Consider the following 23689-nt stretch of genomic DNA (forward strand, 5'->3'; position numbering starts at 1 on the left):
AAAGCCAAAATGAGCAGTTATCATTATAATGAAAAAACCGGTATTGAGTTATTTTACATAATGTATGTTTTCATATACTACTCATATACTAAGTAGGGCTTTCCTATGGACTAGCTATTGACTAGGTGTTGAGGTAACATGTAAAATAAAAAATGAAATTGTGGTAGTGTTGCTTTGGGGTTCTTAGTTTTTTGTTGGTTCAAAAAAAGAGACTTTAAGTAGTGGGAACAGAACCTTTCCTTTCTCTCTATTCTTGTTGTAGTCGCTTCGCTCGTCTTTCAAATGCGCGCTAAGGAAGATTGGTTAAAAGTGCATCCTGAAAAGATGATGCGGAGGAAGGTAGCAAATCCTTGCAGGAGTATTATAGTACAGTAATTATTGTGTCTAATCACCAATCCTGAATTCAATACTTTTTTATGTTGGGATGGCTATATTGATGGAAGTTCCAAAACCGGTTGTGGAATTGATGCTGAATTTGCCATGAAGAGATTTAACACGGACTTTCATGTTTTGGATACCAATTCCTTTTGGAGTGAGGGTAGTATCAAAACCCTGCCCATCATCAGTAACTGACATGCAGATGTTGGGTTCATCAACAGTAAAGGTTATCACGGCTTTAGTTGCCTGAGCATGTTTATTAATGTTGTGGCTGGCTTCTTGAATGATGCGGTATAGATGCATTTTTAATTCGCTCGATATATTGTTCCAGTCAATATCGGGGTCGAGCTCCAGTTCGTATCGGGTTTCGTTGTAGTTATTTTGTTCTGTTACAAAGTCTTCGAGTAATTTTATAAAACTATCTTCTTCGTTGAAGGTATCCTGATTCAGCTCGTGGGCAACGCCTCGGATATTTTGTTCTATATTGTAAATATCCTCTATATATTTAAGACATTTAGCAATGGTTTCCTTGTCGGTTTTTTGTGAAAGGACAGATAAATTGAGACGTGTACTCACCAGTTTATTCATAATACCATCATGAAGCTCTAATGCAATACGTCTTTTTTCGATTTGTCTTGCTTCTTCTTCTTTTGCCTTTTGCGTCAACATTAAGTTATAGATTTTTTCATCTGCTTTTTGCTGTTCGCTCAACAGATTAAGTTCTTTTTGTTTAGTACGCTGATGGTGTATAATGAAAGACAATATAATGATTAATACCAAAAGCGACAAGAGGACAGCTATTTTCCATTTTTGATGAACCGCTTTTTCTTTTTCCTGATTGATTTGGTCGGTTTCAAATTGTATTTTGTAGTACTGATTTCTGGCATTTCGCTCGACAAACAATAGGCTGTCATTCATTTTATGGTATTCCTGAATGTATAGTGGTGCTTTTTGAGCGTCAATAGCACCTGCATTACTTAGAGCTGTGAGATAATAGTATGGAGCTTTTGCTTCTTTGGCTAGTTTTAATGCTTTTTCGGCATGAGATATGGCTTTAATTATGTTTTCCTTTTTGAGGTAATATTGAGATAAATAGATGTTACTGACTGCACATTCATTTTTTACTCCTATTTTATGGAATATTTTCTCCGAAACATAAAAGAGTTTAGGAAGGTTCTTGTTATTGTTTGTCATTAGGCGACAATATCCTAAATTATTTATTAGGTAACTGAATAATTCAGGGTCTTCATTTATTAAATTTTTATCCTTTAGTGCCAGTTCAAAATAATAAATGGCCGTTTTATAATTTTCTTTTTCTCGATACACATTTCCTATATCATTAATGCAGGTACCGACTAAATTAAAGTTAGATAGATTTGGGAGTTTATGACTTTTAATAATTGACAATGCTTTTTTCATAGTTTCAATGGCTTTCTCATATTGTTTTAAATCATGATATATATTACCCAATCTTATGAGGCACTCAACTATTCTTTTATTATCCTTTTTTTTGTTAAAATATTGATACGCTTTTTTTGTATTGAGTTCAGCACCTAAGTAGTCATCTATTTTATACTGAACGGCACTAATGTTTGAATAAATATGTGCTAAACCTTCATCATTTTTTAATTTTTTATATATTTTTTCACTTTTATTAAAGTAATAAAAGGCACTGTCAAAAAGCGCTTTTTTTCTAAAATAACTTCCTTTGTATCTATAATATCCTGCGAAACCTAAGGTGTCTTTTGTCTGAATGATTTTCTGAAAATAGATTTCATTTACTTTTTTGTATTTATTAAAATCATTATTTGTTAAATAATTGCTTGCAATAGTAATGATGTAAGAACGTATCAAAGAATCGTTTTTGGTCAGATCCAAAAACGAAAATGCCCTGTCATTATATTTTATTCTTTTTTCAAGGTCTAATGTGTCATTTAATGCCAGGTCGATATACTTTTTTACAGAGTCATTTTTTGTGTCAACATACTTAACAGTAGGTTTTGATGTGCAGCCTAAGTAACTGATTACGGATAGTACTATCAGTATGTGAACTATTTTTCTGCTCATAATCTTTTTTTAGCGGAGGGAAGAGTTTAAATTCAATTATTTCCTAAAAGTAATACTAATCGTCACAAATATTCTTATCAATTTTTTATTTGGTCATTTTTCAATGGGTTATGGAAAGAATTAATTTGGTTCGCAACTCTCTTACAGTAGCCGCGATAGTTGCACAGCCTGAAGTTACTGCGGCAGTGATAGTAGTTGACAATAAAGCGGTAGTAATTGTAGCCGAAATTTCAACTGTGACTTCGCATTTTTCTTTTCCTTCAGTCGACCTTGACGTTATTTCGTCTAAAAAAAGATCTGTGTTCTCTTCAAAATCTTTAATGGAACTGAACTTATACTTAATGAGTTCATCTCCTGTTTTTACTGACATATAAGCATATTCCGTTTGTTCGCTGTCTGATTTTAAGTTGTTTTGAGCGGTTCCAAAGGAGGAGACTGCAATCATGGCAATTGCACTAAACAGTAAATTTTTCATCGTAGTTATTTTAAATTACAACAGCCCTGCTCTCTGTTGATTCAACATTAAGTCAGGGCTGTTTTGATTTGTTTACTTATACTCTGTTCAATAACAAATCTTAAAATAAACAGAGAAATTTCTATTGCATTTTTACCAACATCGATAATACCACATTAATGAAGAAGGTATGCAAAACAAATTGAGAGGGTAAGTCTCTTTTTGTACCAAAGGTTTTATTATAGGGGTAAAATTAAAAGGAAAGAATTACATTTTGGTACACAAAAAGTGTACATTTTGTTAAAGTTTGAAGTTGTTTTGGTACCGTTTGAGATGAGGTTGTGTAATAAAGGAAAGGTTAGATTAGCCCTTTTTTGCGAGCTTCTCTCAATATATCTTCGTCATTTCCTTTTTCAATACCTAAAAACGCTTTTATGATTACTTTTCGCTTGTCGATAGTGCTTTTTGAAAGATGAAGTTCTTCTTGAATGGTTTTGGTTTTAAGTCCTTTAGACAGCAGAATAATGATTTGACGACTGTAACTGTCTAAGTGTTTGATAGCTGTTTTTGAGTCGTTTTTAAATTTTTCTACCGTTGCACTATAATAGACGGAGCCTTTGAAAACATTATAAAATGCCTGTATTAAGTCATTTGATAAAATATCACTTTTTACTAGTAAGCCGTTGGGACGAGACTGTTTTATTATGCTTTGAAGTACCAGCGATTCAGTGTGAGAAGTTAGAATTACAATCTTTGCTGAAGGAAGATATTTTCGGATTATAGGGACTAAATCATCACCGGAGTTGATATTTTTTTCTTTATACGGAGGCAAAGTAATGTCCAAAAAAACCACATCAAACGGGATATCTGTTTCGGTAATGAGTTTATAAGCAGACTCACAATTGTGTACTCCATGGGCAATTACCTCAAAACCATAAGGGTTATAAGATAGTATCGATTTATATCCTTCAATAATAGAGGGGTGGTCATCTATCATTAATACAGTTACTTCCATACCGGATTTTTTGTAAATGTATTATTTTTCCTCTAAATCTCCAAATAATTGCCGCCGGCAATGCGGTTGATGATGAGGTCTACATTATCTTTATAAGACTTGGAGAACGGTAACTTGGTGGTAGAGTTTTTGATGTAGCACACGGTATTTCCGGTGTGAATGCGCGAAACCTGGTTGACATTGATGATGTAACTGTTGTGAATGCGCAGGAATTGTGACTCGGGTAATACGGTTTCAAAATGCTTGAGCGTTTTGAAAGCTGTAATCATTTCACCGTTATGCAAATGGATGTCGGTAGAGTTGTTGTCGGCTTCAAAATACAGGATGTCCTCAGAATCGATATAACGGTAGTCACCATAAGACTTGATACAAATAATCAGGGATTGTTTTGGAGCTGCAAATGAATTTTCCGCCGGAGCAAGGGTTTTTACCGTAACGTCATGTTCGGTATCCGCTTCCAGTGTTTCGGTTACGGCTTCATCCAATACTTCAAAAGTGGCCGCCGGATTTTTGACTTCCATATGGGGCAAATCTGATTTGATAGCCCGATCAAATTTGAGAATGGCTTTTCGGAAATCGTTTATATCTAAGGGTTTCAGCAGGTAATCCACCACTTCATATTTCAGAGCCTCATAGGCCAATTCTTTTTTAGATGTGGTAATGATAATCTTGGGGACGACAGGTAAATAACGGTACAATTCGTTAATGAGTGAGAGCGAAAGATTACTCTTTTTATCAGAAGGGTCGATTTCGAGAAAGACCAATCGCGGCTGATGCTCCAGTATCAGATTTACTCCTTCGTCATAACTATTAGCTGATGCCACAAAAGACAAGTTGCGAAAGCGCTCAGCAATGGCCTGAGTTTTCGTGACATCGTCCGGGTTGTCATCTATGATAATATAGGTGTGACTCATGAAGCTTTTCCGTTGATTTAGGGAAAGCATCATTAGGCTGAAGGGTAGGTAGTTTTGGGGAAAACTATTTTTGTTGCGCGAAGATTATGATTTATAATTTCGCCCCAAAATAAAAACGATTAAACGCCTTTATTTTCGTTCTTACGAAAGTAAAATTTTGGGTAAAAAAAGCGGAAAATTGTTGACAGAAACGCAAATACTGTTAATATGTGCATTTTACACCGGAAAAATACTTACAAAAATAAAAAACCCAAACTCTTTGGGAATTTGGGTTTTCTTCCGTCGTAACGGATAGGATATGGTGCTGAATTACATTTTCATTAACCAGTTTCGCATCGATACTTCGTCACCGATTATGGTTCGTAATTCTGAAATTTTAACACGGTCTTGTGCCATGGAATCCCGATGGCGAATGGTTACCGTTTGGTCTTCCAAAGTTTGGTGATCTACGGTAATACAGAAAGGAGTTCCCAAAGCATCTTGTCTTCGGTAACGACGACCCACAGCATCTTTTTCGTCATAGGCTACATTGAAATCCCATTTCAAATCTTCGATGATTTTTTGAGCCACTTCAGGTAAACCGTCCTTTTTCACCAATGGTAAAACGGCTGCTTTGGTTGGTGCCAACACACTTGGCAGACTTAACACGGTTCGTGTTGAACCATCTTCTAACGTTTCCTCTTTCAATGAAGTGGCAAAAACAGCCAGGAACATACGATCTAAACCAACTGAAGTTTCCACTACATAAGGAACGTAATTGGAATTGGTTTCGTTGTCAAAATATTGCAGCTTTTTACCTGAATATTGTTCGTGTGCTTTCAAATCGAAGTCGGTTCGCGAGTGAATGCCTTCCAATTCTTTAAACCCGAACGGGAAGTTGAATTCGATATCCGCCGCCGCATTTGCGTAATGAGCTAATTTTTCGTGGTCGTGGAAACGGTAATTTTGTTTGCCTAAGCCCAGCGATAAATGCCAGTTCAAACGCGTTTGTTTCCAATACTCGTACCATTTCATTTCTTCGCCCGGTTTTACAAAAAACTGCATCTCCATTTGTTCAAATTCACGCATGCGGAAGATGAACTGACGGGCCACAATCTCATTTCTAAACGCTTTCCCGGTTTGTGCAATACCGAACGGAATCTTCATTCTTCCGGTTTTTTGTACGTTTAAGAAATTCACGAAAATCCCTTGCGCGGTTTCCGGGCGCAAATACAAATCCATCGCGTTCTCCGCAGAAGCTCCCAGTTTGGTTCCGAACATCAGGTTGAATTGCTTCACATCCGTCCAGTTTCTTGAACCGGTTTCGGGATCGGCAATTTCCAATTCTTCGATTAAGGCTTTTACATCTTCTAAATCTCCGGCACCAAGAGAACGACCCATTCTTTCCAGAATTTCTCTTTCTTTGGCCAGGTACTCCATCACACGCGGATTGGTGGTTTTGTATTGCTCTTCGTCAAAAGCGGCACCAAAGCGCTCACGCGCTTTTTCGATTTCTTTTTTGGCTTTCAGGTTTAATTTTTCGGCATAATCCTCAATTAAAACGTCAGCTCGGTATCTTTTTTTAGAGTCTTTGTTGTCAATCAACGGATCGTTGAAGGCATCTACGTGCCCGGAAGCTTTCCAGGTAGTCGGGTGCATCAAAATGGCGGCGTCCAAACCGACAATGTTTTCATGCATCTGCACCATGGCTTTCCACCAATATTCTCTAATGTTCTTTTTTAATTCTACTCCGTTTTGCGCGTAATCATACACGGCGCTCAACCCATCATAAATTTCGCTTGACGGAAAGATAAATCCGTACTCTTTTGCATGCGAAACTACGTTCTTAAATAAATCTTCTTGTTTTGCCATAATGCTGCAAAAATATAAAAAGCGATGATAAAAAACGGGTTAATAATCAATTAGAATAGAAATTTTTTATAATTTTATGTAAGAAAATTATCTTTTTATGCTGAAACATTTGCTAAATTTATTTTTCCCAAAGTCTTGTGTCGGCTGTCATTCTTTTTTGTTGACCGATGAAAAGGTGCTTTGTACGCAATGCCGGCATGAAATTCCGCTCACGAATCATCATTTGATGGCACAAAATGAAGTCATGCAGAAGTTTTATGGCAGAATTCCATTGGAGTTTGGCTCGGCCTTGTTTTATTTCCATAAAAAAGGCATAGTGCAGGAAATGATTCACCAACTGAAGTATAAAGGGCACGAAGATATCAGCGACATGGTAGGCTGTTGGTATGCATCAGAATTAAAAGATTTAGAACAAATGCAACATATTGATTACATTATTCCGGTACCGTTACATAAAAAGCGACTTAGGGAACGCGGCTACAATCAGGTGGAAGGCTTTGGCAAATCGTTATCTGCTAAACTGGATATTCCGTATGATGACCAACTTTTATTCCGAAAACTACATACCAAAACCCAAACCAAAAAAGATCTTTTGGGCAGGGCTGATGTGATTTCCACTGTTTTTGATGTTAACTATACAGAAGAACATCATGGCAAACATTTTATGCTCATAGACGATGTCATTACTACCGGGTCTACTCTGGAAGCCTGCAGCCGTGCGCTGCTCAAAATCCCTGATGTGAAAATCAGCATTGTTTGTATGGCGATGGCGCACAGTTAATTTGAAGTCAAAGTACTAAAATACAGATTATTACGTTTTGTATATAATTAACCTTTCATCTTAAAAATCGTATACTATGAAAAAACTATTCTTATTATTAGCTATTGCGTTTTTATTTCAAAGTTGTTTTAGTTATAAAAAAATGGAAAATGACCCGTTGAAGATGGAACCGGGCAAAAAATATAAGATTGAACGCAACAATAAAAATTATAAAGTAACTTTCGACAGCCTTACCGATAAATCCATACTCATAACGAGAAAAAACCGGACAAAAGAAGAAATTCCAATCAATGAAATCACAAGTATCCGAAAAAGAAAATTTTCGATTGGTAAGACCGTCGCTTTGCCTGTTACTATTGCAGCCACAGTGACAGGAATTTTTATATTAACGTATGACGGTCCAAACATCAACTTAGATGGCTTTACTATGCCTAACTGAATCTTCCATCATTAGATTTGTTAAGTTTCCTTCAAAAGATTTCATTCACACTAAATATAATTGTTATTTTGTGCTTTGAAAAAATGCTTTATGCCAAGAATTAACGTCAAATATCTTTTGCTCCTTTTAGTGTTGTTTGTAATTGGTTGTGCCAAGCGCGGTACTATTACCGGAGGAGACAAAGACACTATCGCTCCGGTATTGAAAGCCAGTTTTCCGAAAAACTTTTCGACCCATTTTAACGGGAAAGAAATTAAATTGGTTTTTGATGAGTATGTGAAACTTAAGAACGTCAATAAGCAGTTGATTATTTCACCTCCCATGAAAAATCAGCCGGAAATTTTGCCCAACAATGCGAGCAAAGTACTGACGATAAAGCTAAAAGATACTCTTTTGGCCAATACCACTTACAGTTTCAATTTCGGGCAAAGTATCGAAGATAATAATGAAGGCAATCCCTATTCACAGTTTAAATATGTTTTTTCCACAGGTGCTTACATTGATTCCTTGGCACTCAATGTCAAAATAAAAGACGCTTTGGAAAAAAAGACGGATAATTTCGTTTCGGTGATGTTGTACGAAATCAATGAAAAGTTCAATGATTCTACCATTTATAAAGAAACGCCCCAATACATTACCAATTCGCTCGACAGTCTTAAAATCGTAAAACTGGAAAACATCAAAGCCGGAAGGTACCTGTTGGTGGCTTTAAAAGACAACGGCAATAACAAATACAGTCCGAAAACCGATAAAATAGGATTTCAAAAACAATACATTACCATTCCTAACGATACTATTTTTGAGGTGGAACTGTTTAAAGAAACCTTACCGTTCAAAGCAATAAAACCTACGCAAGCAGCAAAAAACAGGCTGTTGATGGGGTATGAAGGGAAGCCTAAAGACCTCAAAGTGACGGTAAAGAAGGGAACTGAAATTATTCCTTCCGTGGTAACTAATTTCCCTAAAAAGGATTCCCTGCAAATATGGTTCAAGCCTTTGGAGGCCGATTCATTGCAGGTAGCGGTTCAGAAAGACGCTTTTGACAAACAGTTTACGGTAAAAATTAAAAAAGCAAAAGCTGACACATTAAGTATAAGTCCGGAATTTTCCGGAAGTTTACCGCTCCGTGAGCGCTTTGCACTTAACAGTTCTATTCCGTTAGTGAAATTTGATAAATCAAAAATCAGTCTTAAAAATAAAGATTCCATAGCGGTTCCTTTTGAAACGGAGTATGATGAGTTGAGACAAAAACTGTATTTGGATTTCAATAAAGAACCGTTGGAAAAATACAGTATTTCCCTGTTGCCGGGTGCAGTAACTGATTTTTATGAAACCCAAAACGATACGCTCAAGTACAGTATCGGCACCAAAAACACTTCTGATTACGGCAATTTGAGAGTGCTTTTAGAAAATGTAAAACGCTTCCCGATTATTGTGCAACTCACGGATAAAGACGGTAAAATAAAAGCAACGGAATACTCTGAAAAAAACACCACCGTTTCTTTTGATCTCATTGAACCGGCATTATACACCCTGCGAATCATCTACGATGACAATAAAAACAGAGAATGGGATACGGGGAGTTATATGGAAAAACGACAATCCGAAGAGGTGATTTATTTCCCGAAAGAGATTGACGTGCGTGCCAATTGGGACGTAGAACAACCGTTTAGCTTAGGGGGTTAACTCATTTTGAAATGATCTCTGTCGTTCAGAAAAGCCAATTTGTTGCGTGTTTCCATCAGTTTTGCTTTATCCAACTCCACTATAAACACAGCGTCGGCCTCCTGTGGTTCCAAAAGATAATTGCCTAAAAAATCAACCACCTGAGAATGACCAATGTATTGGTGTTTGTTGTGGTCACTTCCGATTCGATTGACACCGACAGTATAACACATGTTTTCGACGGCACGGGCTTTGAGCAAAATATCCCAGGCACTGATGCGTGGTTTAGGCCAATTCGCGACAAAAAGTAATAAGTCATAATCTTCCACATTTCGGGCAAAGACCGGGAATCGCAAATCATAACATACCAGCGGGCAAATGCGGAATCCTTTGTATTCAACAATCAGTTTCTCTGTGCCGGCGGTATAAAATTGATGTTCTCCGGCCAGCGTAAACAAATGTCTTTTATCATAGGTTTTAATCTCTCCGTTTGGAAAAACAAAAAGCAAACGGTTGTAATAACTGCCGTTTTCTTCAATCACTAAGCTGCCGGTAAGTGCACAGTTTCTGGCTTTGGCCAAATGTTGTAACCACAATACGGTTTCGCCCTGCATGGTTTCGGCTACGGCTTTCGGGTCCATCGTAAACCCTGAAGAAAACATTTCCGGAAGGATAATCAGGTCGACCTCTTCCATAAAGCCCATGATTTTTTGTGATAAATGGCTTCGGTTTTCGACTGGATTTTCCCAAGCTAATGAGGTTTGAACTAAAGCTATTTTCATTTTACTGTATTGTTATTTCATCTACAAAAATAAAGGCATCACCGCCGGCGCCTTGGTGCCATTCGGGAAGTTTACCAAAGTTACTGGCTTTTACTTTTACATATCTTGCTTTTAACGCTTTGTTTAGAACAAAATCCTTGATTTTATTTTCGGTTTCTTTTGGGTCGATATCATTTACTACTGTGCCCGCCAAGGTGAAGTTGACATTGTCATCAGAAATGAAGTAGTCTACTTTGGTAGGCATGAGTATCCAGGAACGGGAATCCTGAAGGAAATTAGCATGAAACGCTTCGATGTTTAGGATGGCTTTTAAATCAACCACCGCTTCAAAATCCTGTCCCTGATAGCCTTGCCAATCGCCTTTGCGCCAATTTTCCGTGCCGAAGATGCCGTCAATCAGCCCTTCAGGACCACCGGCATGGTATTGCGGATTGTAAACCGATTGGATGTTGATGGTGTAGTTGTTGGGCTTTTTAAAGAAATGTGCCGAAACCACACTACTTTCTTTACTTTCATTTTTAACTTTTGCCAAAACTTCTATAGTATTAGCAATCAGTATTGGTTTTGTATATTCAATCCAAACCTTTTCCTTAAAATCATCATCAGCTGTTTTAAAGCAATAGTATATTTTATCCGTCGGATTTTGCGATACAATGGCAACATTCATCTTCTCTTTAAACGATTTGCTTTCGGCTTGGATTACCGGTACCGGCGTGATGGTTTCCGATACAAACGGAGTTGCAGCTCTCTCAATCGTGTTTATTTCTTCGGGGAAGGAAGAGGAGGTGAGTGTGGCAATTTTTGTTTTATCTAAAGCTATTTTAACGTCATTAAAATACGATTTTGTTCTTGTCCATACATTTTTACCCGGCGTCACATCATAGAGTCCCATAGCGCTCAAAACATACCACGCACTCATTTGTCCGCAGTCTTCATTTCCAATCAATCCGTCGGGCGTGTTTTTATAGAAATTGTCCAAAATGTAATGTACTTTCTCCGTGGTCTTTTCCGGTTTTCCGACATAATTGTACAGATAAGCCATATGATGACTGGGTTCATTGCCATGGGCATATTGCCCAATCAATCCGGTAACATCCGCTTGTTCACGCCCGGTGGTTTTGCTTTCGCTGTTGAACATTTCGTCCAATTTGCTTTCAAATTTTGCTGCTCCACCATAGGCTTCAATCATGCCCGGAATATCTTGCGGCACAAAGAAGGTATATTGCCAACTGTTGCCTTCGGTAAAATTGTTGTTGATTTCACGGGGATCAAAAGGTTTGTCCCAGCCACCGTTTTTCTTGGGACGCATAAAGCCGGTATTCCAATCAAAAATATTTTTCCAGCTTTGAGAGCGTTTCATGAAATAGTTGTACTCATCAGGCTTGTTTAAAAGCCCTGCCATCTGTGCAATACACCAATCATCGTAAGCGTATTCCAACGTTTTGGAAACGCTTTCATGTTCGTCATCCATTGAAATGAACCCTTGTCGTTTGTAGGCTTCCAGCCCTAAATGGTCAAGCATCGCACTGTGTTTGGCAGCTTCAAATGCTTTTTCGTAATCAAAACCCTTGATGCCTTTGGCCATAGCATCAGCCATGACGGAAACCGAATGATAGCCAATCATACAATCGGTTTCATTAGAAGCTAATTCCCAAACCGGCAATCGTCCGCCTTGTTCGTATTGTTTCAAAAAAGTATTGATAAAATCAGCTGTACGTTTCTTTTCAATCAAAGTATACAACGGATGTGCCGCTCTGAAGGTATCCCAAAGCGAGAAAACCGAATAGTAATCGAACCCTTTGGCCTGATGAATTTGGTTGTCTCTGCCGCGGTATTTGCCGTCTATGTCTTGGGCGATATTAGGCTGAATCATGGTATGATACAGCGCAGTATAGAAAACAGTTAACTTGTCTTTATTCGTTTCGGTAACTTGAATTTTGGACAACTGATTGTCCCAAAGTTTTTCGGCATTCTTTTTGACTTTTTCAAAATTCCAATCTTTGATTTCGGACATGTTGCGTTTGGCTCCTTCATATCCTGTTGGGGATAGCGATACTTTCACCATAATCTTTTCTCCTTTTTTTACCGCTTTTGAAAAACTCAAGGCTAATTGCGTGCCTGCGAAAAAAGTATCATTGGTCTTAGCCGGAGCGATACCGTTGTTACGAATAGAAGTAATTTTTAAGGGAGTGCTGAATTCAATTCGGGCATATACATATTGGTCTTTCGCCCAAGCCTCACTCCTGCGAAGAATTTCTATAGTTTTATCATCAATGATTCGAACTTCGCCCTGCAATAATTTATCGCGATGATTCAAGTCGAGGATGATGTTGGCCTGCCCATTTTTATTGAAGGTGTATTGGTGAAAGCCTACACGGGTTGAGGCCGTTAAGCGCACATCAATATTGTGTTGGTTTAATTTGATGGCATAAAATCCCGCGGTTGCTTTTTCATTTTGATGTGAAAAAGCCGAACCAAATTCTTGGGGATTTAGCGATGCTACGCCCATAGTGGGCATCAGCATAATATCGCCATAGTCTGTACAACCTGTGCCGTTTAAGTGTGTGTGCGAAAAGCCGTAAATGACACTGTCATCATAATGATAACCCGAACAACCATCCCAACTCCCGTCAATTCGGGTGTCCGGAGACAATTGCACCATTCCGAAAGGTACAGTAGCTCCCGGATAGGTGTGTCCGTGCCCGCCGGTGCCAATCATTGGGTTGACATACTGATGGTACGTTTGACCAAAAATAAAGCCGGTAACGAATAAAAGAGAATAGGATAGTAGTTTGTTCATAGTGTTATTGGTTGTTGGTATCAAAGTTAAAAAGCTTTTATTTAAAACGAAGTTCTACATATACCGGGAAGTGATCAGAAGGATATTTTAAGTCTTTGGCATCACTCAAAACAGCGTACTTTTTAACTTTAAACGGATTGTCTTTGGACAAAAAGATATAATCAATGCATTTGGTAACGGCTTCATTATATTTAAAACCATTGAATGTTCCCGTGGGGCCAAAAGGCTTTTCTTCTGAAATATCCCGGCTGTCAGCCATTTGGCTTTTTAGGATCAGCATCTGTGCTTCTGTGGGTTCCGAATTGAAATCGCCCATTAAAAATACAGGATTGTTATTGATATTCAACGCTTTGATTTTGGACAAAAGTAACGCAACGGAATTGCTCCGCGCGGTTTTGCCCACGTGGTCCAAATGGGTATTGAAAACCCAGAAAAGTTGTTTCGATTTCGTATCTTTCAGCAAAGCATAAGTACAAATTCTGTTGAGGGCAGCGTCCCAGCCTTTGGATATGACATCCGGAGTTTCAGATAGCCAAAAAGTGTTTTGTTGTACGATTGTAAAGCGTTCCTTTTTGAAAAAGACACAGGAGGATTCTCCTTTGCCAACGCCGTCTCTGCCTATGCCCACATAATTGTAGTCGGGTAATAGAGTCGCAATGTCATTGACCTGATTTGGCAATGCTTCCTGAATTCCCAAAATATCGGGTTCGTAAAACTTGATTTGAGCCGCCCAGTAATCTTTCCGTTCAGGCCAGGCATTTTGGCCATCATCCGGGTTGTCATAGCGTACATTATAGGTCATCAACCTTAGCTTTTGGGATGATGCAGTAAGAGCCGTCAACAGCAACAACAAGAGGAGTAAACCGCTTTTTTTCATGTGATGATGGTTGATGTTTTGTTTTCGTAAAGATACTTTATTTGCTTTTATTCCATAAAAAAAACGCATCCAAATCAATGAATGCGTTTAGTTGGTCTGTAATATTCAATTACTTAATACTTGCTTTCAAATACTCGCGGTTCATGCGGGCAATGTTTTCTAAAGAGATACCTTTAGGACATTCGATTTCACAAGCACCGGTGTTGGTACAGTTTCCGAATCCTTCTTCGTCCATCTGACGCACCATGTTCAACACACGTTGCGTAGCTTCTACTTTTCCTTGTGGCAACAAAGCATATTGTGATACTTTGGAACCTACAAACAACATAGCCGAACCATTTTTACAGGTAGCAACACAGGCACCACAACCAATACAAGCGGCTGCTTCAAAGGATTTGTCCGCGTCGTGTTTGTTGATAGGAGTTGCATTGGCATCAATGGTGTTTCCGGAGGTATTAACCGAAACGAAACCGCCGGCCTGTTGGATTCTGTCAAAGGCACTACGGTCTACCACCAAGTCTTTGATTACCGGGAAGGCTTTACTTCTCCACGGTTCCACATAAATGGTATCTCCGTCTTTAAACATACGCATGTGCAACTGACAAGTCGTGATTCCGGTGTCCGGACCGTGCGCACGACCGTTGATGTATAACGAACACATACCGCAAATTCCTTCACGACAATCGTGGTCAAAAGCGATAGGCTCTTTTTTCTCGTTTACTAATTGCTCGTTTAATTGGTCTAACATTTCCAAAAACGAACTGGCGGTAGAAACATTATCTAATTTATAAGTTTCCATGCTCCCTTTGGATTTAGCGTTTTTTTGACGCCAAATTTTAAGGTTTATATTGATATTTTTTGCTGAAGACATAATGATATTATTTGTAATTTCTAGCGGCTATTTTAATAAACTCGTATTTCAATTCTTCTTTGTGAAGTACTTCTTTGCTGATGTCATCGCCTTGGTATTCCCAAGCACCTACAAATTTGAAGTTTTCGTCATCACGAAGCGTTTCTCCTTCGGCATCTTGATACTCTTCACGGAAGTGACCTCCACAAGATTCTTTACGTTGCAACGCATCCATAGCCATTAATTGGCCCAATTCGATAAAGTCGGCTACGCGTAATGCTTTCTCCAATTCAGGATTCAATTCATCGGCACTTCCCGGTACAAAAACGTCTTTGTAGAATTCGTCTTTTAAGGCTGCAATTTCTGCGATAGCTTCTTTTAAGCCTTGCTCGTTTCTGCCCATACCCACTTTATTCCACATGATGTGACCTAATTTTTTGTGGAAATGGTCAACCGATTTGGTTCCGTTGTTGTTTAAGAAGAAGTTGATGCTGTCTTTCACGCGTTTTTCAGCTTCGTCAAATTCGGCGGTATTCGTAGGGATTTTGCCAGTACGGATGTCATCTGCCAAGTAATCGGAAACGGTGTAAGGCAATACGAAATACCCGTCGGCCAAACCTTGCATCAAAGCAGAGGCTCCCAAACGGTTCGCGCCGTGGTCAGAGAAATTAGCTTCTCCGGCAACGAAACAACCCGGAATAGTGGATTGTAAGTTGTAATCTACCCAAACACCACCCATGGTGTAGTGAACGGCAGGATATATCTTCATCGGAGTCTCATACGGATTCTCGTCAGTGATTTTTTGGTACATGGTAAACAAGTTTCCGTACTTTTCTTCCAACCATTGTTTTCCTAAAGCGGTGATTTCTTCCGGTGTAGGGTTGTGGTTTCCTTTAGCGTATGCGGCTTGTTTTCCTTTGTTTTGAATTTCGGTAGAGAAATCCAAGTAAACGCCTTCGTTGGTATCGTTGGCTTCAATTCCGAAACCGGCATCACAACGCTCTTTGGCAGCTCTTGAAGCTACGTCACGCGGTACTAGGTTACCAAACGCAGGATATCTTCTTTCCAAGTAGTAATCTCTGTCTTCTTCGGCAATTTGTGTTGGTTTTAATTTACCGGCACGAATTGCTTCGGCATCTTCTTTTTTCTTCGGTACCCAGATACGTCCCGAGTTACGCAACGATTCCGACATCAATGTCAATTTTGATTGATTCGTTCCGTGAACCGGAATACAGGTCGGGTGAATTTGAACAAAACACGGATTGGCAAAAGCCGCTCCTTGTTTGTGTACTTTCCATCCGGCGGTAACGTTACTTCCCATGGCATTGGTAGAAAGGAAATACACATTTCCGTATCCTCCTGAGGCTATAATTACAGCGTGAGCCGAATGTCTTTCTAATTCTCCGGTAACTAAATTACGGGCAATGATACCACGTGCTTTACCGTCTACTTTTACCAAGTCCAACATTTCGTGACGGTTGAACATTTGTACACGTCCCAATCCGATTTGTCTTGATAAAGCCGAGTAAGCGCCTAATAACAACTGTTGTCCGGTTTGTCCGGCAGCGTAGAAGGTACGTTGTACTTGCGTCCCCCCGAAAGAACGGTTGTCTAATAATCCGCCGTAGTCACGGGCAAAAGGAACCCCTTGAGCCACACACTGGTCGATAATATTTCCGGACACTTCCGCCAAACGGTGAACGTTTGCTTCACGGGCTCTGTAATCTCCACCTTTGATGGTATCGTAAAATAATCGGTAAATACTGTCACCGTCATTTTGGTAATTTTTGGCAGCATTGATACCTCCCTGTGCGGCAATAGAGTGCGCACGACGCGGAGAATCCTGAAAACAAAATGCTTTTACATTGTATCCCATTTCACCAAGAGAAGCAGCAGCTGAAGCCCCGGCCAATCCGGTTCCTACTACAATGATGTCAATTTTTGGACGGTTATTGGGAGCAACTAATTTTAAATGATCTTTATAATCGGTCCATTTTTGAGAAATATGACCTTCTGGTATTTTAGAATCTAACTTCATGATATATACTGATGTTGATTATTTTATGAAAAAATGAATGTAAACCGGTATGATAGCAAACAGTAGCGGAACTACGATAGCAAAAGCTTTCCCGAAACCTTTAATCGCCGGTGTATATTTCGGATTGTTCAATCCCAACGACTGGAATGCACTGCTGAATCCGTGCAGCAAGTGGAACGCCAATACAAACATGGAAATCACATATAAAAGGGTAGCAATCAAACCAAACTTAGCATCTTTGAAGAACGCTACGGTGATTTTGTGCAAATCTTTATACCCTTCGCCTACTTTTACTCTGGCTTGGGTATTGTAAAAATCAGTTCTGTGGTCGATATAGTTCGAAGCACCGGTTTTCATGGCTTCTTCATGGCTTTTGGCCACTTGACTTACCGGCATGTAGCCGCCGTTAGTTGTGACATAAAGATCTTGTTTCTGACCCATAACATCCACCGTAATGGTTTGTAACGGCATGTTTTTGTCAAAATGCATCACCGCCCAAAAGTTGACCATGTGCGTTACAATGAAAACCAAAATAATCGTTCCCAATACCGCCATGTTTCTCGAAGAGAAAGTGCTGTTTTTGGAAGGATCATTTTTAGCATAACCGATGGGTCTTGCTTTTGCGTTTTGATAGGTCAGCATAAACCCGTCAACAGCGTGGAATAAAATGGAAATGTAAGTGAGGTAAGAAAGTATTTTTACCGCCGGATTAGAGGTCATGAACAATGCATACTGATTGAAATGCAATGCGTCACTGAAAATTAATTGAAGATTTCCTGCCAGGTGACCCGCTAAAAACAAGCATAAAAATAAACCTGTAAGAGCCATCCAGTATTTTTTTGCCAGAGATGACTTTAAAAGTGCAGATTTTGCCATAATTGTGTATAATTTGTTTAAAAAAATCACACAAAAATACACCTATTTGCCATTAACTACAACCTTTTCGCTGTAATTTATAATCAATTTAAAGTGGGTTTAACAGTTGTTGATTATCAACGTCTTAAAGCCTGTTTTAGGGCCGAAAAAGTTAAACAAATTTACTTCACATAGCTCGGAACCAAACCGCGCAATCCCATGTCTACGACATTTTCTCCGGCAGAAGGCTCGTATTTACCGTCTGCATTTACTTCGTGCCATTCAAAACTGTGGTTGGTGGATAGCGAAAGGGTAACATTGATATCCTTGGTTTCATGACCGGTGATGCTTAACGCGGTGCTGAATTTACCGGTAACCACACACGACTTAGAGAAAATTGGCGAAGTAGCATGCAACGGATTCGGAACGGTCGTAGCTCCTTCGGGTGCCTGACCCGAGGAAGAGTAGGGTTGGTCGTTCAAAGCAAATGCCCAATAGCCCTGCTCTCTGTTGCCGTTTACCGGAAAAATATTGTTGCCGATGTTAAAGCTGGTCAGGTAGGTGTTGAATCCCACAAAACTCGCCAAAGTCCCTGTATAGTCTGTTCCTTGATGGTGAATGCTGATTTGGTAATTTTGATAGGCTAACGAAACTCTGATCCATTCATAATCTCCCGCAGCGATTTGGCTTATCGGTATTTTCAGGAAGACTTCATCTTCCGCCACCACTTTTTCTTTGCTGAAATCAATAGCATTGTCGCCTCCCGCAGTGGTTTCCGCTCCACGATATAAAACAGTGCCCTGTCCCAGTTGTGTGTTGGCATTCGGGGCTAATTCAACATAGTGGGAACCAATAGTATTGAAAATGGGAGTTTGTGCTGCATTGCCGTCCGGGATAGTGGCCGGTTCGCCCAAATTATTCAAACGAACCTGATTGGGATCGAGCTTGAACTTAATAATCAACATCGGTCCGCTTTCGGTATCATTACTGCAAGAAAAGAAACTCAACGTTGTGATACAAACGGCCAATAAAAGGAATACTTTTTTCATAAAGGAATAGGGTTATGACATAAGACGGAATCAATATGTTTTTGTTACGTCTTCATCTATAACGAGAATATAGTCGGCTTTAGTATAATTTTCGGGCAGTATTTTTTTCAGGTCTTCCTGCTCTACAGTGGCTATAGTAATCACCTTCAGCTCCGGAGTGGCTTGTTTGAGGTACCAGTAGATGCCTTCAAAATGATCACTGTGATAGCTGCCGTTGTAGTGGATGAACACCGAATCGGGCTTCAGATTCTTAGCAATAAAGTAGGCCATAGTAGCATCTTTAATGGCTTGTGCCTTGGGCATGTTCGGACTGGCATGGTCCCCCATCATCTTCATCATCTCTACATAGCCCGGCAATGTGGCATCATACACTATCGGTAGCGGAGCGATCCAATTTTTTTCTTCGGGCGTCAAACTGTCCAAGCCTTCGAATCCTTTTTTAGCAACGATGGAAGCATAGCGTCTCGGGATGTTGGTCGCAATAAAAGGCAACTGTTTTTCTTTGGCAAAATCAACCAAAGGTTTGTAATCGGTTCTGTAATTGGGCCAAAGCCGTGCCGTGCTGTCCAATTGTTTTTGCGTTATTTCCTCTTTCAAATAGGAATCCAATTGCTTTTGATTGTCGGCTTCCAGCATTTCGGCGCCCAAGACTACGTTTCTTTGTGCCGCTATATCCTTTGTTAATTCGAGCTCCAACCAATGGGAGATGGCATTGTTGTGGTATTCGCCAAACAAGACTACCTGGGCTTTTTCGGCGGCTTGTAACAGTTTGCCGTAGGATACTTTTTTGCCGTTTTTGTCAAAAAGTTGGTAAGCCGGTTTGTCCTGGGCCCAAAGACAACCCGTTAGGAACAAAGCGATTAGTAGAAGCTGTTTTTTCATAAGTCTAAGTTTTACCAAAAATAGTCATTATCGTTTACTACCCAAACTAACCGCAAAAAGAATACATTTGCATCGTATGAAAGCACATTCTGATTCTTCGGCCTTTGCAACTTATTTGTTGTCTTTTACAGACAGCAAGGCATCGGATGTGAATCAAACCATTGAAGCGGCCTTGCAGGCATTTACGCCGTTACAACTCAAAAAAAACGAGTATCTCGTTAAGGAGGGTCAGGTTTGTCACCATTTTTGTTTCCTCGAAAGCGGTATACTGCAACATGCCATTGACGTTTCGGGCGAGGAAAAAACCACCTATTTGGCCCTGCGAAATTCGGTGACCTCTTCCCTGAGCAGTTTTTTAAACCAAACGCCTTCCCGCAAAAGCATCAAAGCCTTGGCCGATACGCAACTGTGGGTGGTTGATTTAAAGAAGTTCAAAGAATTAATCACGAACAATGTGGCTTTTCATCAGTTTTATTACAATGTAATCGAAAAACAAATTTGCTTGATTGACGATTACCGCATTGATTTACTCACCCTGACTCCCGAAGAGCGTTACAACAAACTGCTGCTCACTGAACCCAAACTCCTGCAGCAGGTTCCGCTGCATTATTTGGCTTCTTTCCTCGGAATTTCCACCCGTCACATGAGCCGCATTCGCAAAACGATAAAATAACGCCATTTGGCCACGTATTAGTTTGCCGCTTTGCGTAATTTTGATGCTATAATTTTCAAATCATCTCATTTTCAAATTTTCAAATCAAAATCACATGAAATACCATCAAATTGACCGTCATTTATTTGTGAAAAACAGAGCCAAGTTTACGGCACAAATGAAACCTAACAGCGTCGCTGTATTCAATTCCAATGACATTTATCCGGTATCGGCCGACAGTACCTTGCCGTTTGCCCAGCACCGTGATATCTTTTACCTGAGCGGGGTAGACCAAGAGGAAAGCATTTTGTTGCTGTTTCCCGATGCGCCTTACGAGCATTTGAAAGAAATTCTTTTTCTGAAAGAAACCAACGAACACATCGCCATTTGGGAAGGGGAAAAACTGACCAAAGAACGCGCTTTTGAAGTGTCGGGAATCCAATCGGTGATTTGGCTACAGGATTTCCACAAAACACTCAAAGAAGTCATGGCCTATGCCGATACGATGTACATCAATACCAATGAGCATTACCGCGCGACCATTGAAACCGAAACCCGCGAAGCCCGCTTTGTGAAATGGTGGAAGGAAAACTATCCGGCACACAAAGTGGAGAAGTCCAATCCTATTTTGCAACGCATCCGTTCGGTTAAAGAGAGCGAAGAGCTTGATTTAATTCAAAAAGCCTGTGACATTACCGAAAAAGGGTATCGTCGTGTCCTGAATTTTGTGAAGCCGAATGTCATGGAATATGAAATCGAAGCCGAGTTTGCCCACGAATTCCTGCGCAATCGCTCTAAAGGATTTGCCTATACCCCTATTATTGCCTCGGGGAACAATGCCAATGTGTTGCACTACATTGAAAACAACCAGCAATGCAAAGCCGGTGATTTGATTCTGTTAGACGTAGGAGCTGAGTATGCCAATTATTCCAGCGACATGACCCGTATGGTTCCCGTTTCCGGACGCTTTACCGACAGACAAAAACAAGTTTATAATGCCGTTTTGAATGTTAAAAATGAAGCGACTAAAATGTTGGTTCCGGGGACACTTTGGAAACAATACCACGTGGAGGTGGGTAAAATCATGACGTCCGAACTCTTAGGTTTGGGATTGATTGACAAAGCCGATGTGCAAAATGAAAATCCTGACTGGCCGGCTTATAAAAAATACTTCATGCACGGCACGTCGCACCACATGGGCTTAGATACGCACGATTATGGTTTGCTACACGAACCGATGCAGGCCAATATGGTCTTTACGGTAGAACCGGGTATCTACATTCCGGCCGAAGGTTTCGGAATCCGTATTGAAGATGATATGGTCATCCAAGAAAAAGGAGCCGCCTTCAACTTAATGCGCAACATCCCGATAGAAGTAGAGGAGATAGAAAGTATTATGAACTCCTAAAGAGAAGAGATACTGAACGGCTCACGAAAGTGGGCCGTTTTTTTATGTGGTTAACTCTTAGGAAGGAATCGTTTCTACCAAAACGGCATTGCCTGCTTTGTCATAATAGGTGCAGGTCATCTCGTCCATTACCACAATCCACTTTTCAATGCCCGATTGGGCACAGTCTTGCAGGAACGTCATATAATCCGTTTGCCCCTGTTGGTGCGCTTTCAAATCCGATTGGAATTGTTCGCTGTTGCAGTCATTGGCCACATCAAGGGTTTCTTTAAAACCCTCCGAAGTAATTTCAAAGTTGTGCGGTCCGTAATAATGGGTGTGATTGTCAAAGACAAACGTTTCAAAGGAGGTCACGCCCAGGGCTATGATGTCTTGCATATACTTAGGAAAATCAGCGCCGCTTTTTACTTTGGCATGGGCTTCGTGAATTTGTTGTAAAGTGAACATAATTATTGTTTTTTAGACAACTGTATTTGTGGCAAGGGTTGGCAGAGGGTTTTGTTTACAATTCTTTCTCTCATCAATGCTTTTTTGTTAAAGTGCCTTGATATGTTTTGAGTGATTTCAGTATAGTTATCTGAACCGTCTTCTTTTTGGTGATAAAATATTTTAATTGAACAACAATTTTCGTGTTCAAAAATGGTGTTTAATAAGGTTCTATCTGACAATCCACAGGAGTGGCCCATGATGTACACTTGAAAAACATTACTTTCTATAAGATCTAAAAGCCTTTTGTAGTTTGGAGTATGCAGATACTGAAAAGATTTAATGTTTTTTAAATATTCATTGTCATTCTTCTCTTCTATTTGTTTGTAATGACTATCCATTTCGTCCCCAAATCCAAAATTAATTGGATTAGATTCATCTAATAAATTACCATGAATTTCATTCAAAAAGAAATCATTAATATTTAGAAAGCTTAAGTAGGATTTCATAGTTGAGGTGTAATTGAAACTTAAAAATGTATTTGCTATTTCAATTTTTAAATTCTCATAATTAGGATTTTTATATCCTGTTCTTTTAACTTGAAGTGCTTGATAGTCTTCTTTCAATTTATTTTCACCCTTCTTTGAAATTTCTCTAAAGAGATTATTAATATTGATATTATTTGCATAAAAAGTGTTTTTTTTAAATATTTCAAGAAAGTCTTTAACTGATTCTTTTTCAAAAATATATTTTTCGATTACATTCTTGTTTAGGTAATTTTCGAATAATTGTTTTACTTCCTCGAATTCTCTATTCAATTCAGTTATTGATTGATTACTATTTAAACAATTTTTTAGTAAACTATAATACTCATTTTCTATATCAATCCAATTCTCATGACTTTTAAGATTAATTAGTTTGAAAAAGTTATTTCTAAATCCAAATATCTTTTGTCTAGAGGCAAATATATTAGTGTAAAAATTCAATTGTTGTTCATTAAAGTCTTGTTCAGGATGTTCTTTGACACATTCTTTGATTGAGTTTTTAAAATCACTGAAACTATTTATTTCCCCATAATTGAGATAATATTTATTATATGATTCATTTGTAAAAACAAATTTTTTATACTCTTCTGTGTTACAATTTTTACTAAAACCCTTCCAAAAATCATCAATAAAGTCATTATACTTTGTTGGCAATCCATGCGCTAAGTCAAAACCATTTCCAATAATAATAAGTCGGTTCATTTTTAAATCCTTTTCTCAAATATAGGAAATGTAACCATAAAAGTTATAAAAGATTTTGCATGGAGTCATTGCTCATCCGTTACTTCTTGAAGCCTTTTCAGCACCTTATTTTTCTTAGATGCGGACGTATTTTTTAATTCCCGTACGGAAATCATTTTATTTCCGTACAGGAATGACTTCATTTCCGTACGGGAATGGTACCATTGCTGTACAGAAATTAAAGAAGAGGTCCTTAGCTTTTGATTTCAGGCTAAGGCTG

20 protein-coding genes are annotated in these 23689 nt (G+C 39.1%); 5 read left to right on the plus strand and 15 right to left on the minus strand.

All coding sequences use genetic code 11. The annotated features are described in order from the left end of the window. Window positions 1-414: 414 nt before the first annotated feature. The 5 genes from ACSVH6_RS02855 to ACSVH6_RS02875 form a co-directional block, all read right to left on the minus strand. Complete coding sequence (locus tag ACSVH6_RS02855; protein WP_438075352.1) at window positions 415-2445, minus strand: tetratricopeptide repeat-containing sensor histidine kinase; 2031 nt, start codon at window positions 2443-2445, stop codon at window positions 415-417. A gap of 100 nt (window positions 2446-2545) precedes the next feature. Further along, the gene (locus ACSVH6_RS02860; protein ID WP_438075354.1) at window positions 2546-2920 is read right to left on the minus strand and encodes a hypothetical protein; all 375 of its coding nucleotides are present in this window, start codon (window positions 2918-2920) and stop codon (window positions 2546-2548) included. Window positions 2921-3257: 337 nt separating this feature from the next. Beyond that, window positions 3258-3914 carry a response regulator gene (locus ACSVH6_RS02865; protein WP_438075356.1) on the minus strand — a complete coding sequence of 219 codons (657 nt, stop codon included), beginning with the start codon at window positions 3912-3914 and terminating at the stop codon, window positions 3258-3260. A gap of 32 nt (window positions 3915-3946) precedes the next feature. After that, window positions 3947-4828, minus strand: a complete 882-nt coding sequence (locus ACSVH6_RS02870; protein WP_438075358.1) for a LytR/AlgR family response regulator transcription factor — start codon at window positions 4826-4828, stop codon at window positions 3947-3949. Window positions 4829-5137: 309 nt separating this feature from the next. Then, a complete protein-coding gene (locus ACSVH6_RS02875) occupies window positions 5138-6679 on the minus strand; it encodes a glycine--tRNA ligase (protein WP_438075361.1) in 1542 nt (513 codons plus the stop codon). Window positions 6680-6776: 97 nt separating this feature from the next. Here ACSVH6_RS02875 and ACSVH6_RS02880 point away from each other — a divergent pair, with 97 nt between their 5' ends. The 3 genes from ACSVH6_RS02880 to ACSVH6_RS02890 all read left to right on the plus strand — a co-directional run bounded on the left by ACSVH6_RS02880 (window position 6777) and on the right by ACSVH6_RS02890 (window position 9585). After that, window positions 6777-7460 carry a ComF family protein gene (locus tag ACSVH6_RS02880; protein ID WP_438075363.1) on the plus strand — a complete coding sequence of 228 codons (684 nt, stop codon included), beginning with the start codon at window positions 6777-6779 and terminating at the stop codon, window positions 7458-7460. Between the two features lie 76 nt (window positions 7461-7536). Further along, a complete protein-coding gene (locus tag ACSVH6_RS02885; RefSeq protein WP_438075365.1) occupies window positions 7537-7899 on the plus strand; it encodes a hypothetical protein in 363 nt (120 codons plus the stop codon). A gap of 90 nt (window positions 7900-7989) precedes the next feature. Continuing rightward, window positions 7990-9585: an Ig-like domain-containing protein gene (locus ACSVH6_RS02890; protein ID WP_438075367.1), complete on the plus strand. Its 1596-nt coding sequence runs from the start codon at window positions 7990-7992 to the stop codon at window positions 9583-9585. On the opposite strand, the gene ACSVH6_RS02895 is transcribed toward ACSVH6_RS02890, so the two are convergent. From ACSVH6_RS02895 to ACSVH6_RS02930, 8 genes are all read right to left on the minus strand, one after another. Then, a complete protein-coding gene (locus tag ACSVH6_RS02895; RefSeq protein WP_438075369.1) occupies window positions 9582-10346 on the minus strand; it encodes an amidohydrolase in 765 nt (254 codons plus the stop codon). The two genes, ACSVH6_RS02890 and ACSVH6_RS02895, sit on opposite strands and share 4 nt — an antisense overlap. Before the next feature lies 1 nt (window position 10347). After that, complete coding sequence (locus tag ACSVH6_RS02900; protein WP_438075370.1) at window positions 10348-13146, minus strand: GH92 family glycosyl hydrolase; 2799 nt, start codon at window positions 13144-13146, stop codon at window positions 10348-10350. 37 nt (window positions 13147-13183) lie between these two features. After that, window positions 13184-14023: an endonuclease/exonuclease/phosphatase family protein gene (locus tag ACSVH6_RS02905; RefSeq protein ID WP_438075371.1), complete on the minus strand. Its 840-nt coding sequence runs from the start codon at window positions 14021-14023 to the stop codon at window positions 13184-13186. Window positions 14024-14132: 109 nt separating this feature from the next. Beyond that, complete coding sequence (locus ACSVH6_RS02910; RefSeq protein ID WP_438075373.1) at window positions 14133-14894, minus strand: succinate dehydrogenase/fumarate reductase iron-sulfur subunit; 762 nt, start codon at window positions 14892-14894, stop codon at window positions 14133-14135. A gap of 7 nt (window positions 14895-14901) precedes the next feature. Further along, complete coding sequence (locus ACSVH6_RS02915; RefSeq protein ID WP_438075375.1) at window positions 14902-16911, minus strand: fumarate reductase/succinate dehydrogenase flavoprotein subunit; 2010 nt, start codon at window positions 16909-16911, stop codon at window positions 14902-14904. 18 nt (window positions 16912-16929) lie between these two features. Next, window positions 16930-17787 carry a succinate dehydrogenase cytochrome b subunit gene (locus ACSVH6_RS02920; RefSeq protein WP_438075377.1) on the minus strand — a complete coding sequence of 286 codons (858 nt, stop codon included), beginning with the start codon at window positions 17785-17787 and terminating at the stop codon, window positions 16930-16932. A gap of 161 nt (window positions 17788-17948) precedes the next feature. Further along, a complete protein-coding gene (locus ACSVH6_RS02925) occupies window positions 17949-18815 on the minus strand; it encodes a hypothetical protein (protein ID WP_438075379.1) in 867 nt (288 codons plus the stop codon). Window positions 18816-18845: 30 nt separating this feature from the next. Then, a complete protein-coding gene (locus ACSVH6_RS02930) occupies window positions 18846-19697 on the minus strand; it encodes a ChaN family lipoprotein (RefSeq protein WP_438075381.1) in 852 nt (283 codons plus the stop codon). 76 nt (window positions 19698-19773) lie between these two features. Between ACSVH6_RS02930 and ACSVH6_RS02935 the strand changes: the two genes are divergently transcribed. Continuing rightward, entirely contained in the window at window positions 19774-20370 is a 597-nt protein-coding gene (locus ACSVH6_RS02935) for a Crp/Fnr family transcriptional regulator (RefSeq protein WP_438075383.1), read from the plus strand. A 94-nt stretch (window positions 20371-20464) separates the two neighbouring features. Next, complete coding sequence (locus ACSVH6_RS02940) at window positions 20465-21757, plus strand: aminopeptidase P family protein (RefSeq protein WP_438075385.1); 1293 nt, start codon at window positions 20465-20467, stop codon at window positions 21755-21757. A gap of 57 nt (window positions 21758-21814) precedes the next feature. On the opposite strand, the gene ACSVH6_RS02945 is transcribed toward ACSVH6_RS02940, so the two are convergent. Continuing rightward, window positions 21815-22204, minus strand: coding sequence for a DUF1398 domain-containing protein (locus ACSVH6_RS02945; protein WP_438075386.1), 390 nt, complete (start codon window positions 22202-22204; stop codon window positions 21815-21817). A 2-nt stretch (window positions 22205-22206) separates the two neighbouring features. Beyond that, window positions 22207-23430: an AbiH family protein gene (locus ACSVH6_RS02950; RefSeq protein ID WP_438075388.1), complete on the minus strand. Its 1224-nt coding sequence runs from the start codon at window positions 23428-23430 to the stop codon at window positions 22207-22209. Window positions 23431-23689 lie beyond the last annotated feature (259 nt).

Source organism: Flavobacterium sp. XGLA_31 (genome assembly GCF_051547105.1).
Lineage (GTDB): Bacteria > Bacteroidota > Bacteroidia > Flavobacteriales > Flavobacteriaceae > Flavobacterium.

Excerpts from the sequence above, each read along its gene's own strand:
- ACSVH6_RS02890 (WP_438075367.1), top strand. The coding sequence starts at position 7,990 with ATGCCAAGAATTAACGTCAAATATCTTTTGCTCCTTTTAGTGTTGTTT.
- ACSVH6_RS02950 (WP_438075388.1), bottom strand. The coding sequence starts at position 23,430 with ATGAACCGACTTATTATTATTGGAAATGGTTTTGACTTAGCGCATGGA.
- ACSVH6_RS02905 (WP_438075371.1), bottom strand. The coding sequence starts at position 14,023 with ATGAAAAAAAGCGGTTTACTCCTCTTGTTGTTGCTGTTGACGGCTCTT.
- ACSVH6_RS02940 (WP_438075385.1), top strand. The coding sequence starts at position 20,465 with ATGAAATACCATCAAATTGACCGTCATTTATTTGTGAAAAACAGAGCC.
- ACSVH6_RS02855 (WP_438075352.1), bottom strand. The coding sequence starts at position 2,445 with ATGAGCAGAAAAATAGTTCACATACTGATAGTACTATCCGTAATCAGT.
- ACSVH6_RS02925 (WP_438075379.1), bottom strand. The coding sequence starts at position 18,815 with ATGAAAAAAGTATTCCTTTTATTGGCCGTTTGTATCACAACGTTGAGT.
- ACSVH6_RS02910 (WP_438075373.1), bottom strand. The coding sequence starts at position 14,894 with ATGTCTTCAGCAAAAAATATCAATATAAACCTTAAAATTTGGCGTCAA.
- ACSVH6_RS02895 (WP_438075369.1), bottom strand. The coding sequence starts at position 10,346 with ATGAAAATAGCTTTAGTTCAAACCTCATTAGCTTGGGAAAATCCAGTC.
- ACSVH6_RS02870 (WP_438075358.1), bottom strand. The coding sequence starts at position 4,828 with ATGAGTCACACCTATATTATCATAGATGACAACCCGGACGATGTCACG.
- ACSVH6_RS02860 (WP_438075354.1), bottom strand. The coding sequence starts at position 2,920 with ATGAAAAATTTACTGTTTAGTGCAATTGCCATGATTGCAGTCTCCTCC.
- ACSVH6_RS02920 (WP_438075377.1), bottom strand. The coding sequence starts at position 17,787 with ATGGCAAAATCTGCACTTTTAAAGTCATCTCTGGCAAAAAAATACTGG.
- ACSVH6_RS02880 (WP_438075363.1), top strand. The coding sequence starts at position 6,777 with ATGCTGAAACATTTGCTAAATTTATTTTTCCCAAAGTCTTGTGTCGGC.
- ACSVH6_RS02930 (WP_438075381.1), bottom strand. The coding sequence starts at position 19,697 with ATGAAAAAACAGCTTCTACTAATCGCTTTGTTCCTAACGGGTTGTCTT.
- ACSVH6_RS02915 (WP_438075375.1), bottom strand. The coding sequence starts at position 16,911 with ATGAAGTTAGATTCTAAAATACCAGAAGGTCATATTTCTCAAAAATGG.
- ACSVH6_RS02935 (WP_438075383.1), top strand. The coding sequence starts at position 19,774 with ATGAAAGCACATTCTGATTCTTCGGCCTTTGCAACTTATTTGTTGTCT.
- ACSVH6_RS02900 (WP_438075370.1), bottom strand. The coding sequence starts at position 13,146 with ATGAACAAACTACTATCCTATTCTCTTTTATTCGTTACCGGCTTTATT.
- ACSVH6_RS02875 (WP_438075361.1), bottom strand. The coding sequence starts at position 6,679 with ATGGCAAAACAAGAAGATTTATTTAAGAACGTAGTTTCGCATGCAAAA.
- ACSVH6_RS02945 (WP_438075386.1), bottom strand. The coding sequence starts at position 22,204 with ATGTTCACTTTACAACAAATTCACGAAGCCCATGCCAAAGTAAAAAGC.
- ACSVH6_RS02865 (WP_438075356.1), bottom strand. The coding sequence starts at position 3,914 with ATGGAAGTAACTGTATTAATGATAGATGACCACCCCTCTATTATTGAA.
- ACSVH6_RS02885 (WP_438075365.1), top strand. The coding sequence starts at position 7,537 with ATGAAAAAACTATTCTTATTATTAGCTATTGCGTTTTTATTTCAAAGT.